This window comes from Streptomyces africanus, assembly GCF_030816955.1.
Lineage (GTDB): Bacteria > Actinomycetota > Actinomycetes > Streptomycetales > Streptomycetaceae > Streptomyces > Streptomyces africanus.
In genome coordinates this window covers 1,822,350-1,834,053 of sequence record NZ_JAUSYP010000001.1, presented here as the reverse complement: position 1 = coordinate 1,834,053, position 11,704 = coordinate 1,822,350, and the positions used below count along the sequence as shown (strand labels likewise).

11 protein-coding genes are annotated in these 11,704 nt (G+C 71.8%); 8 read left to right on the top strand and 3 right to left on the bottom strand.

The genetic code is table 11. From position 1 onward, the window contains the following. Positions 1-164: 164 nt before the first annotated feature. The 3 genes from fabG (at position 165) to QF034_RS08600 (ending at position 2,192) form a co-directional block, all read left to right on the top strand. Complete coding sequence (gene fabG, locus QF034_RS08610) at positions 165-869, top strand: 3-oxoacyl-[acyl-carrier-protein] reductase (protein WP_086854509.1); 705 nt, start codon at positions 165-167, stop codon at positions 867-869. 5 nt (positions 870-874) lie between these two features. Continuing rightward, complete coding sequence (gene fabI, locus QF034_RS08605) at positions 875-1,642, top strand: enoyl-ACP reductase FabI (RefSeq protein ID WP_307174360.1); 768 nt, start codon at positions 875-877, stop codon at positions 1,640-1,642. Positions 1,643-1,841: 199 nt separating this feature from the next. After that, positions 1,842-2,192, top strand: coding sequence for a hypothetical protein (locus QF034_RS08600; RefSeq protein ID WP_307174359.1), 351 nt, complete (start codon positions 1,842-1,844; stop codon positions 2,190-2,192). Here the strand turns inward: QF034_RS08600 and QF034_RS08595 are convergent. Beyond that, complete coding sequence (locus QF034_RS08595; RefSeq protein ID WP_307174358.1) at positions 2,170-2,862, bottom strand: FadR/GntR family transcriptional regulator; 693 nt, start codon at positions 2,860-2,862, stop codon at positions 2,170-2,172. The genes QF034_RS08600 and QF034_RS08595 overlap by 23 nt on opposite strands. Before the next feature lie 79 nt (positions 2,863-2,941). Between QF034_RS08595 and QF034_RS08590 the strand changes: the two genes are divergently transcribed. The 4 genes from QF034_RS08590 to QF034_RS08575 all read left to right on the top strand — a co-directional run bounded on the left by QF034_RS08590 (position 2,942) and on the right by QF034_RS08575 (position 5,542). After that, positions 2,942-4,399 carry a CynX/NimT family MFS transporter gene (locus QF034_RS08590; RefSeq protein WP_307174357.1) on the top strand — a complete coding sequence of 486 codons (1,458 nt, stop codon included), beginning with the start codon at positions 2,942-2,944 and terminating at the stop codon, positions 4,397-4,399. Positions 4,400-4,467: 68 nt separating this feature from the next. Then, positions 4,468-4,584 carry an SGM_5486 family transporter-associated protein gene (locus QF034_RS08585; protein ID WP_086012488.1) on the top strand — a complete coding sequence of 39 codons (117 nt, stop codon included), beginning with the start codon at positions 4,468-4,470 and terminating at the stop codon, positions 4,582-4,584. A 167-nt stretch (positions 4,585-4,751) separates the two neighbouring features. Next, complete coding sequence (locus QF034_RS08580) at positions 4,752-4,958, top strand: hypothetical protein (RefSeq protein WP_307174356.1); 207 nt, start codon at positions 4,752-4,754, stop codon at positions 4,956-4,958. A gap of 65 nt (positions 4,959-5,023) precedes the next feature. After that, complete coding sequence (locus QF034_RS08575) at positions 5,024-5,542, top strand: SixA phosphatase family protein (protein ID WP_307174355.1); 519 nt, start codon at positions 5,024-5,026, stop codon at positions 5,540-5,542. Positions 5,543-5,599: 57 nt separating this feature from the next. On the opposite strand, the gene serB is transcribed toward QF034_RS08575, so the two are convergent. Next, on the bottom strand, positions 5,600-6,814 hold the full coding sequence (gene serB, locus QF034_RS08570) for a phosphoserine phosphatase SerB (RefSeq protein ID WP_307174354.1): 1,215 nt from the start codon (positions 6,812-6,814) through the stop codon (positions 5,600-5,602). A gap of 125 nt (positions 6,815-6,939) precedes the next feature. Continuing rightward, positions 6,940-8,856, bottom strand: a complete 1,917-nt coding sequence (locus tag QF034_RS08565; RefSeq protein ID WP_307174353.1) for a streptophobe family protein — start codon at positions 8,854-8,856, stop codon at positions 6,940-6,942. Between the two features lie 241 nt (positions 8,857-9,097). Between QF034_RS08565 and QF034_RS08560 the strand changes: the two genes are divergently transcribed. Next, positions 9,098-11,659 (top strand): ABC transporter ATP-binding protein/permease, encoded by a 2,562-nt coding sequence (locus QF034_RS08560; protein WP_307174351.1) that lies wholly within the window; start codon positions 9,098-9,100, stop codon positions 11,657-11,659. Positions 11,660-11,704 lie beyond the last annotated feature (45 nt).

Genomic DNA, 11,704 nt, shown 5'->3' with positions numbered 1-11,704 from the left:
GGTTTCTGTAGGGACCCGACAGTGAGTCCCGTACGCCACTGTCGGTGCCCGATTGTCCGCGGGCGTGCCCGGACCGATAGGTTTTCGGGGAAGCCGCCTGTCATCGCCGCCTGTCGTCCAGGCGCCCGGGCGGGGTATCAGACCGCTACCGAAAGGGTGATCCGTTGAGCCGCTCGGTTCTCGTCACCGGAGGCAACCGGGGCATCGGCCTCGCCATCGCCCGCGCTTTCGCCGATGCCGGCGACAAGGTCGCCATCACGTACCGCTCGGGTGAGCCCCCGGCGGGCTTCCTCGCCGTCAAGTGCGACATCACCGACGCCGAGCAGGTGGAGCAGGCCTACAAGGAGATCGAGGAGGCCCACGGCCCCGTCGAGGTCCTCGTCGCCAACGCCGGTGTCACCAAGGACCAGCTCCTGATGCGCATGTCCGAGGAGGACTTCACGTCCGTCCTGGACACCAACCTCACCGGTACCTTCCGTGTGGTCAAGCGCGCCAACCGCGGCATGCTGCGCGCCAAGAAGGGCCGCGTCGTCCTGATCTCGTCGGTCGTCGGGCTGCTCGGCTCCGCGGGGCAGGCCAACTACGCCGCCTCCAAGGCCGGCCTCGTCGGCTTCGCGCGCTCCCTCGCCCGTGAGCTGGGCTCGCGGAACATCACCTTCAACGTCGTCGCGCCCGGCTTCGTCGAGACCGACATGACCGCGGTGCTCTCCGACGAGCAGCGCGCCGGCATCGTGAAGCAGGTCCCGCTCGGCCGTTACGCGCAGCCGGAGGAGATCGCCGCGACGGTGCGGTTCCTCGCCTCGGACGACGCCTCGTACATCACTGGAGCCGTCATCCCCGTTGACGGCGGACTGGGAATGGGTCACTGATCACCATGAGCGGAATTCTCGAGGGCAAGCGCGTCCTGATCACCGGTGTGCTGATGGAGTCCTCCATCGCCTTCCACGCCGCCAAGCTGGCCCAGGAGCAGGGCGCCGAGATCATCCTGACCGCGTTCCCGCGGCCCACGCTGACCGAGCGCATCGCCAGGAAGCTCCCCAAGCCCACCAAGGTCATCGAGCTCGACGTGACGAACGACGAGCACCTCGGGCGCCTGGCCGACATCGTCGGCGAGGAACTCGGCGGCCTCGACGGCGTCGTCCACTCCATCGGCTTCGCCCCGCAGGACGCCCTCGGCGGCAACTTCCTGAACACGCCGTTCGAGTCCGTCGCCACGGCCATGCACGTCTCGGCGTACTCCCTGAAGTCGCTCACCATGGCCTGCCTGCCGCTGATGCAGAACGGCGGCTCCGTCGTCGGTCTGACCTTCGACGCGCAGTTCGCCTGGCCGCAGTACGACTGGATGGGCCCGGCCAAGGCCGCACTGGAGGCCACCAGCCGCTACATGGCCCGTGACCTGGGCAAGCAGAACATCCGGTGCAACCTGATCTCGGCGGGCCCGATCGGTTCCATGGCCGCGAAGTCCATCCCGGGCTTCGGCGAGCTGGCCTCCGTGTGGGACTCCCGCTCACCGCTGGAGTGGGACCTGAAGGACCCCGAGCCGGCCGGCCGCGGCATCGTCGCGCTGCTGAGCGACTGGTTCCCGAAGACCACCGGCGAGATCATCCACGTGGACGGCGGTCTGCACGCCATCGGAGCCTGATCTCGCGTACGGAGCCTGAGCTCCTGTACGGAGCCTGATCTCCCGTACGTCGTCGGCGCCCCGTTTCCCGCAGCGCGCGGGGAGCGGGGCGTCACCCGTTCGGCTCATCCGGCCGGGCGGGGGAGGCGCACAACTGGGCACCCTGGAGTACGCGTTCACCACGCGAGCCCCTCCCCAGCACGGCCGAGGAGGTCCCCTTGTGCGCTTGTCCCGCCGAACGGCCTCACTGTCCCTCGCCGTCGCCCTCGTCCTGACCCTGGCGTATGAAGCGGTGCCCCACGCGCGCGTGCCCGCCGACGAGCACGAGCCGGCCGCCCCCTTCGGTGCCGCGTGCCGGATCCGCGTCACCGGCTCCAAGGTGACCGTGTACTGCCACAACCCGTACCCCGAGGCCGACCGCGTGAGCCTGCACGTCGAGTGCGCCCGCTGGTGGGACATCGACACCGACAGCTCCCCGGTGGAGGCCGGGCCCGCGCAGACCGTGCGGCTGACGGGACGCTGCTGGAAGGAAGTCGGCGACGTGTGGATCAGTCACCGGCGGGCGGGCTGAACCCGCCCAGGCGGCACAGGAACGGATAGCGGGCGGCCTCCGCCGCCGCCTGCGCCGCGTCGCCCGTGCGGATCGCGTCGAGCAGCCGCGCGTGCTCCATGTACGTCTCCGGCGTCAGCTCCTCGCCGACGTCCTCGCGCAGCCAGTCCCGCAGCACCTCGCCCAGGTCCGCGTACATGGCCGTCATCACGTCGTTGTGGGAGGCGGACACCACGGCCAGGTGGAAGGTCGCGTCCGCCGTCACGAACGCCTCCGCGTCACCCGACTCCCAGGCCTCCTCGCGCCGCCTCAGCAGCGCGTCGAGCTGCTTGAGGTCCCTCTCCGTACGCCGCTCCGCCGCCAGCCTGGCCGCGGCCGACTCCAGCGTGGACCGCAGCTCGGCGATGTGCCGGGGGTCGGCGCCGGCGAACCGCCGCTGCATCACCCCCGCCAGCTCACTCGTCGCCACGACGTACGTGCCCGAGCCCTGGCGGATGTCCAGCAGACCGTTGTGCGACAGGGCGCGGACGGCCTCGCGGACCGTGTTGCGGGCGACACCCAGCTGCTCGACCAGTTCGGGCTCGGTCGGGATCCGGGAGCCGACCGGCCACTCGCCGGAGGTGATCTGGGCCCGCAGGGCTGCGATGACCTGCTCGGAGAGCGCCGAACGTCGGGGATGGCTCAGGGGCATGACACACCTTCGCACGACCGGGGCGTCGGAGCGCGGCCCGGGAGGGAACGGCGTGGACAGTCAATCATCCTATGATTCTATGATGGGCCTCATGGCTAGCGAGGAAACCCGGACGATGACGCCCCCGACCGTACGCAGCTCGGCCGCGCACGAGGCCGGGGAACCCGGCGGCACCGCCACGCGCGCGTGGACGATGCGGCTGCTCGTCCTCGGCATCGTGCTCTCCGCGCTGAACCTCCGCCCCGCCATCACCAGCCTCGGCGCCCTCCTGGAGGAGGTCCGCGACGGGCTCGGCATGAGCGGCAGCGTGGCCGGGCTGCTGACCTCCGTGCCGCCGCTGTGCTTCGCCGTCTTCGGCGTCATGGCCCCGCGGCTCGCCCGCCGCTTCGGAGCCGGCGCCGTGGTGTGCGCCGGCATGGCCGCCATCGCCACCGGCCTGGCGATCCGGCCGTACGCCGGCGGCACGGCCGGCTTCCTGGCCGCCAGCGCCCTCGCCCTCATGGGCATCGCGGTCAGCAACGTCCTGATGCCGGTCATCGTCAAGCACTGGTTCCCCGACCGCGTGGGCTCCATGACCGGCTTGTACTCCATGGCGCTCGCCCTGGGGACAGCCCTCGCGGCAGCGGTCACGGTGCCCCTGACCGACGCCCTGGGCGGCAGCTGGCAGTCGGGCCTCGCCCTGTGGGCGGGGCTGGCCGTGGCGGCGGTCCTGCCGTGGCTGCCGTTCGTACGGGGGCGTGCGGCGGGTACGGCGGCGTCCGGGCCGGGGGAACGGAGCCGGGCCACGGAGACCCGGGCCAGGGAGACCGGGCCGGGGGAGCGGGCCGTGAGCCCGGAGACCGACGGCGACCGGCCGGTGCGGGACCCCGAGACGGACGGCGACCGGTCGGCGCGGGACCAGGAGACGCCGGGCTCGGGTCCCGCCGGATCCGCCGCCGGGGAGGCTCCGCGGCTGCGGATCACCCGGAGCCGTACCGCCTGGGCCCTGGCCGTCTTCTTCGGGCTCCAGGCGACCGCCGCCTACATCACCATGGGCTGGATGGCGCAGATCTTCCGGGACGCCGGCGTGCCCGCGGGCACCGCGGGGCTGCTGCTCGCGGTCACCATGGTGATGGGCGTGCCCCTGGCCTTCGTCATACCGCGCCTGGCCACGCGGCTTCCGCACCAGGGCCCGATCGTGCTCGCCCTGGGCGTCTGCGGCCTCGCCGGCTACGCCGGGCTGTACCTCGCGCCGGCCGCCGGAGCCTGGGCCTGGGCCCTGCTGCTCGGCGTCGCCAACTGTGCCTTCCCGCTCGCCCTCACCATGGTCGGCATGCGGGCCAGGACCGGCCCGGGCGTGGCCCAGCTGTCGGCGTTCGCGCAGAGCACCGGCTATCTGATCTCCATCCCGGGGCCGCTCCTGGTGGGCGTCCTCTACCAGCACAGCGGCGGCTGGGGCCTGCCGATCGCGCTGATGAGCGCCCTGATGATCCCGCAGATGGCGGTCGGATTCCTGGCGGGCCGGGACCGCACGGTGGAGGAGGAGGCGGGCCGCTGAGCCCGCCCCGGAACCGTTGGTATCACCCCGGGGCGCCCGGTGCCCGCGGCGGGTGCGAGACTTGTCCCATGCCAGTGCTCGACCCGAATCCCCAGCACGGTCAGAAGAAGATGCTGCTCGTGTTCGGCGCCTTCTTCGCGATCTTCATCATCATCGGCGTCATCGCGACCATCGCCTCGCCATGACCGGCCGCCGCCCCGCCCGTGGTGGGGCTAGCCCCCCTGTCCCCTAGGGGGTGAGGGTCAGGGTCAAGTGGGTGGATCACCGGATGGGTCGGCCGCCCCGGATTCCGTAACTTCGACGTGTGACCGCGAGACGCGGGCCACGGACCATTCGAAGAAGCGGAGGCACCATGTCGGCTCCTACGCACACCCGGCCCCACCCGGCGACCCGGGCCGGTGCCGACAGCCGGCTGCCCTGGTGGGCCCTCGCCCTGCCCACGCTCGCCTTCGTCGCGCTGCTCGTGCTGATCCTGAACCCCTCCGATGCCCAGGCGGCCACCGGTGACCCCGTGATCACCCACCTCCTCGAGCGGGCCCGGCAGCTGATGGCCCGCTGAGCACGGCAGAAACCGGTGGTCAACTCCCTGCGCCCCGTGGCCTGTTTCGTGCGAAGCTGGATCTTATGAGCGTCGCAGAACCCCGCACGATTGTCCTCTTCCGCCATGCGAAAGCCGACTGGCCACAGGTGAGCGATCATGAGCGTCCGCTCGCCGACCGGGGCCGAAAAGAAGCGGCGGAGGCCGGGCGCAGGCTGGCCGACACCGGCATCGCCTTCGACCTGGCCCTGTGCTCCACCGCGGTCCGGACCCGGGAGACCTGGAAGCTCGCCGTCCAGGAGTTCCCGCAGCGACCGAAAACCGTCTACGAGGAGCGGATCTACGACGCCTCGCCGGGCGAACTGATCGCCGTGCTCAACGAGACTCCCGACGACGCGCAGAACATCCTCGTGATCGGCCACAACCCGGCCATCCAGGGCCTCGCCGACATCCTGGCGGGCACGGCCGAGGGCGACGCCCGCGACCGGATGAGCCGCCGCGGGTTCCCGGCCGCCGCCTTCGCCCTCCTGTCCTTCACCGGCTCGTGGAAGAGCCTGGAGCCGGGCGTGGCCACGCTGCGGGACTACTGGGCGCCGACCGAGTGACCGACTCCGTGTGAGCGGGGCCCGGCACCGTTGCGGTGCCGGGCTCGCCTGGCCGGTTCAGACCGTGTCGAGGGTGTCCGCCGCCTCGACCTCTTCGCGCGTGATCCCCAGCAGGTACAGCACGGTGTCCAGGAAGGGGAAGTTCACCGCGGTGTGCGCGGCCTGGCGCACCACCGGCTTGGCGTTGAAGGCGACGCCCAGACCGGCCGCGTTCAGCATGTCCAGGTCGTTGGCACCGTCACCGATCGCCACGGTCTGCGACAGCGGCACCCCCGCCTCGGCGGCGAACCGGCGCAGCAGCCGGGCCTTGCCGGCACGGTCGACGATCTCGCCCGTGACCTTGCCCGTCAGCTGCCCGTCGACGATCTCCAGCGTGTTGGCGTGGGCGAAGTCCAGCCCGAGCCGCTCCTTCAGATCGTCGGTGACCTGGGTGAAACCGCCGGAGACGACACCGACTTGGTAGCCGAGCCGCTTCAGCGTACGGATCAGCGTGCGGGCGCCCGGCGTCAGCCGCACCTCGCTGCGCACCTTGTCCACGACCGAGGCGTCGAGCCCCTCCAGCAGCGCCACGCGCGCGTGCAGGGACTGCTCGAAGTCCAGCTCGCCGCGCATCGCGGCCGCCGTCACCTCGGCGACCTGGTCCTCGCAGCCGGCGTGCGCGGCGAACAGCTCGATGACCTCGTCCTGGATGAGCGTCGAGTCGACGTCCATGACGACCAGGCGCTGCGCGCGCCGGTACAGACCGGCGGCCACGACCGCCACGTCGATGCCGAGCTTCGCCGCGTCGGGCGCCAGGGCGGTGCGCAGCGGCTCGGTCTCCACGCCGGACACGGCGAACTCCACGGCGGTCACGGGGTACTTGGCGAGCCGGAAGATACGGTCGATGTTGCCGCCGGTCTTGGTGATCCGCGCGGCGATCGCCGCGGTCGCCTCCGCGGTGAGCGGATGCCCGAGCACGGTGACCAGGGAGCGGCCCAGTCCGCGCGGCCGGTTGTCGCCGAGGCCGGAGATGATCTCCGCCTGCATCTTCATCGACTCGGCCCAGCTGTGGACGGTCGCCCGCAGATCGCCCTCGAGCCCCTTGGGCGGCTCGGTCACGAGCGCGCACAGCACCATTCGGCCCCGGGTGACGACCTGCTCGATGTCGACGACGTCGACGGAGTAGGCGGCCAGGGTGTCGAAGAGGCCGGCCGTGATGCCCGGACTGTCCTTGCCGAAGATCTTGACAAGGAGGGTGGGAACGTCGGAGGACGAGGTCTGCGAAGCGCTCATGGTGGTTCCACCGTATCCGGCGGGCAGGTCGTACCGCCCGTGAGGTCCGCCTGGCGGACAGCGAACACTGGGTGACGGGTGGGTGGCCCGCACCTTGCGTGCCCTGTCCCCACCGGCGGTGGGGCCTACTTCCCCCCACGCGGTTTCCGCGGCGGCGGAGGCGGAGGCGGAGGCGGCGGCGCGTCGTCCGGCCGGGACGGCGGCCGGTTCCCGCCCTGCGGCCCGGGCGGCTGCCGGGGCCCACGCGGCGGCGGCCCGACCGGCCGCGCCACGGTGGGCACGCTGTACACGTCCCCGTCCTGGTGAGCAGCGGGGTCACTGCCCGACGGTGGTTCGTGAGATGCCCTGGGTTCACCGGCGCGTGGCCGCGCGTCCTCCGGTGCGCGCTGTTCGTCCGGCACCCGGACGTACGGATTGGTGGCCGGGTTGGGTGGCCGGTACGGCACTCCCCGCGCGTAGGGCCCGGCCTCCTCCCCGTACGACGACGCCCGCCCGGCGCCGGCCCCGCCCCGGCCACCGGACCGCCCGGCGTCGGCGCCGTACCCGGCCGGTCCCGTTCCGGCCCCCGGCCCCGTCGCATGCCCGGCACCGGCGTCGTACCCGGCCTGCCCCCTGCTTGCCCCTGGTCCGGCCACCCCCACCCCACGGGCCAACCCCGTAGCCCACCGCCCCGCGCCCCCGCTCGCCCACGCGAGCAACGCCCCCACCGCCCCGGCCCCCGCACCCCACCCTGCGCCCAGCAGCAGGGCCATGCCGACGTGGCCGTGCAGGTCGATGCCCGCGCCGAACGCGTCGAAGCCGAGGACGGACAGGGAGGCGGTCACGGAGACGTCCGTCAGCCGGGCGAGCAGTGGCAGGGCCAGCGCGGTCACGACCCCCAGCCGCAGCGCACACCTCCCCGCGCAACCGAGCGCGCCCGAACCCCGTACGTCCCCAGGACCGGGCACCGGCGTCCGCACCGCCGTCAACACCCCCGCCAGCAGCATCATCAGCGCCGCCGCCACCCCCAGCAGCCACACCCGCCCGTCCAGCTCGGCCAGCCGCCCCAGCGTCACGGGCTGGTCGGAGCGGACCGCGAGCAGGTCGTCCAGGGGGTCCGGCAGCAGGCGGGTCAGTTCACCCGTCGCCCGGCCGTCCCACGGCACGAGCAGGCCGATCGGGACGCCCAGCCACACCCCGTTCGGCGCCCCGAGCAGCGCCGCGCCGGCGATGCGCCGGGGATGGTCGTCGCCGGTCGCCGCGTACGCCGCCGCCGCGAGCCCCGCCGCCACCGCGACCAGCAGCACGGTCACCACGGCGGAAACGGCGGGCCGAACGACCCGGTGCACGGCCTCCCAGCCCCGCGGCAGCGGCGTGCGGCGCGAGGCCAGCAGGGCGATGAGGAGGATCCCGGCCGACCAGCCGGCCCCGCCGAGCAGCGTGGGCCCGGTGTCGACCGTGAAACCGACCGCCGCCCGCGCGTCGACCAGGTCGCCGATCCGGTCCGGCAGCAGCCCCCCGATGTCCCCCAGCCCGGGAATCTCCAGGCCGTCTCCACCGCCCCCGCCCGCCAGGTCGTCCAGGCCCAGCGCGCCGCCGTCGATCGTGATGACGTCGTGCCCCGCCCACGCCAGCCCGCCCAGCATCGCCACGGACAGCGCGACCACCGCGCCCGCACGCGCGAGGAGTTCGGTCGGCGCTATCACAACTCCCGCCGCCCGCAAGGACCTTAGGAAGAAGTACGACAGCAGCACCGCCCCGACCAGGCTCACCCCCAGTGGCGTGATCTCGATGGCCGTGTCCGCCTGCGCGCCCGTGAGGCCGAACGCGGACACATCACCGGACGGCGTGACCGAACCACCCGCCCCGATGGCCACCACCGCCGCGGTCATCGGCCCCAACGAGCCCGCCGTGTCCGCCTCCAGCAGCCGCAGACCCAGCGCAGCCGTACCCGCCATCCCGATCAACGCCCAGCTCACGGCGGCGACGGCGGACATCAGCACGTCCCCCCACGGCACGCGCGTGCCGTCCCTCGCCGTCCCGACACCTGTACCGGCACTCATGGCAGACCCCCCGATCCGCTGCGCGACGGGAACACCACGCATGTCCCCCTCGCGTCGAAATACCACTCTCCGGCCCGTTTTCAACCCCGTCAACGGAATCGGCAGATGCCTCCGTACGCGGTCTTCACAAGGCCCGACTTTCGGTCAGGCGGCCGCTACTGAAATAGTTCCCCCCGATGTTCGACATCCCTAGACTCCCCATGTCGGGGGTAACTCGGGGGACAACTCAGTGGGGCATGGAGTGCCGGAACTCGTACTGGAATCAAACGGACGTACCTGGACGCTCGATCCGTCCAGGGCCTACACCCTCGGACGTGATCCGCAGGGGGACGTCGTCTTCGACGACGCCAGGGTCTCCTGGCGTCACGCCACGGTCAGCTTCAACGGCCGCAGTTGGGTCATCGAGGACCATGGCAGCACCAACGGCACCTTCGTGCAGGGGCAGCGGATCCATCAGCTGGAACTCGGCCCGGGCTCCGCGGTCAACCTGGGCAACGCGACCGACGGCCCGCGCCTGGACTTCTCCGGTGCCGCCGCCTCCGTCGCCACGCCGCAGGCCCAGCCGCAGCAGCAGCCGTACGCCGCACAGGGCGCGAACCCCGGCTGGGCCCAGCAGGCCCCTGCCCAGCAGGCACCCGCCCAGCAGGCGCCCTACCAGCAGCAGCCCCAGGCCCCGCAGCAGCAGGCCCAGGCCGGCTGGCAGCAGCCGCAGCAGCACGCGGCACACATCCCGCAGCAGCAGGGCCCCGGCGGCGTCGCGGGGGCGCCGCCGGTCTACGGCGACCGCAGCCCGACCACGTTCCACCAGTTCTCCCTCGGCCGCGTGATGCGCATCGGCCGTGCCCTGGAGAACGAGCTGGTCGTCTCCGACCTCCAGGTCTCCCGGCACCACGCCGAGTTCCACTCGACGCCCGACGGGCGCATGGAGATCCGCGACCTGGGCTCGCACAACGGCACGTACGTCAACGGCCAGCCGATCCCCAAGGGCGGCACGCAGCTGCTCGGCCCGACCGACGTCGTCGGCGTCGGCCACTCGACGTTCCGGATCGTCGGCGACCGGCTCGAGGAGTTCGTCGACACCGGTGAGGTGTCCTTCTCCGCGCGCCACCTGACCGTCACGGTCGACGGCGGCAAGCAGATCCTCAAGGACGTCTCCTTCGGCGTCCCGGAGAAGTCGCTGATCGCGGTCATCGGCCCGTCCGGATCCGGCAAGTCGACGCTGCTCAAGGCGCTCACCGGCTACCGCCCGGCCGACCAGGGCGAGGTCCTCTACGACAACCGCAACCTCTACAAGCAGTTCGCCGAGCTGCGCCAGCGCATCGGTCTGGTCCCGCAGGACGACATCCTGCACAAGGAGCTGACCGTCAAGAAGGCCCTGAAGTACGCGGCCAAGCTCCGTTTCCCGGCCGACACCACGGCCGCTGAGCGCGACGCCCGTATCGACGAGGTGCTGCGCGAGCTGAAGCTGGACATCCACAAGGACAAGAAGGTCACGTCCCTGTCCGGCGGCCAGCGCAAGCGCGTCTCCGTGGCCCTGGAGCTGCTCACCAAGCCGTCGCTGATCTTCCTGGACGAGCCGACCTCCGGCCTCGACCCGGGCATGGACCGCGATGTCATGCAGCTGCTGCGCGGCCTGGCGGACGACGGCCGTACGGTCCTCGTCGTCACCCACTCCGTGGCGGAGCTGGCGCTGTGCGACAAGCTGCTCGTGATGGCGCCCGGCGGTTCGGTGGCCTACTTCGGCCCGCCGGAGGAGGCGCTGAACTTCTTCGGCTACGACACCTGGGCCGATGTCTTCTCCGCCTTCGAGAACTACCGCGACTACGACTGGGCGGGCCGCTGGAAGGGCTCGCAGCACTACCAGATGTACGCCGCGGACATCGACGCCGTAGCGCCGCAGTCCGTACAGGTTCCGCCGATGCAGGCGATGAAGCCGCCGAAGCCGCAGGGCTGGATGTCCCAGTTCGTCACGCTCGTGCGGCGCTACGTCTCGGTGATCGCGTCCGACAAGGGCTTCCTGGCGCTGATGGTGATCCTGCCGGCCGTGCTCGGCGCGGTCAGCCTCCTCATCGACGCCGACAAGGGACTGCTGCCGAACCCCGCCAACCCGCAGACCGGCCGGATCATCCCGAACGGCACGGCCACCACGGTCCTGCTGATCCTCGCGGTCGGCGCCTGCTTCGCGGGCGCGGCGAACTCGGTCCGCGAGCTGATCAAGGAACGGGTCATCTACGAGCGGGAGCGCGCGACCGGCCTCTCGCGCTCGGCGTACCTGATGTCGAAGGTGTTCGTGCTCGGCATGATCACCGTCCTGCAGGGCCTGCTGGTCGGCGTCATCGGCTTCTCCAGCCGGGAGATCCCGGAGGAGGGCCTGGTGCTCGGCAGCGCGACCCTCGTCGAGCTCTCCATCCCGATCATGGCGCTGGGCTTCACCTCGATGATGTTCGGCCTGATCATCTCGTCGCTGGTCAAGACCGCCGAGAAGACCATGCCGCTGCTGGTGATGTTCGCGATCATCCAGGTCGTCTTCACGGGCTGCCTGTTCACGCTGCACGGCTCGATCGGCGTCAACCAGTTCTCGTTCCTGATGCCGTCGCGCTGGGCGGTCGCTGCCTCCGGTGCCACGCTGGACTTCAACAAGATCAGCCCGCCCGAGACGGCCGGCGACACCGACCCGCTGTGGGAGCACACGGTCGGGGCCTGGGCCATGGACATGGGCGCGCTCCTCGCGCTCGGCGTGATCTGCGGCTTCTTCGTGGCCCGCTTCCTGCGCCGCCACGAGCCCGAGGTCATGCGCAAGTAGTCACCGCTCCACCGCGCCCGAAGGGCGGCACCCCGTCAGGAGGGT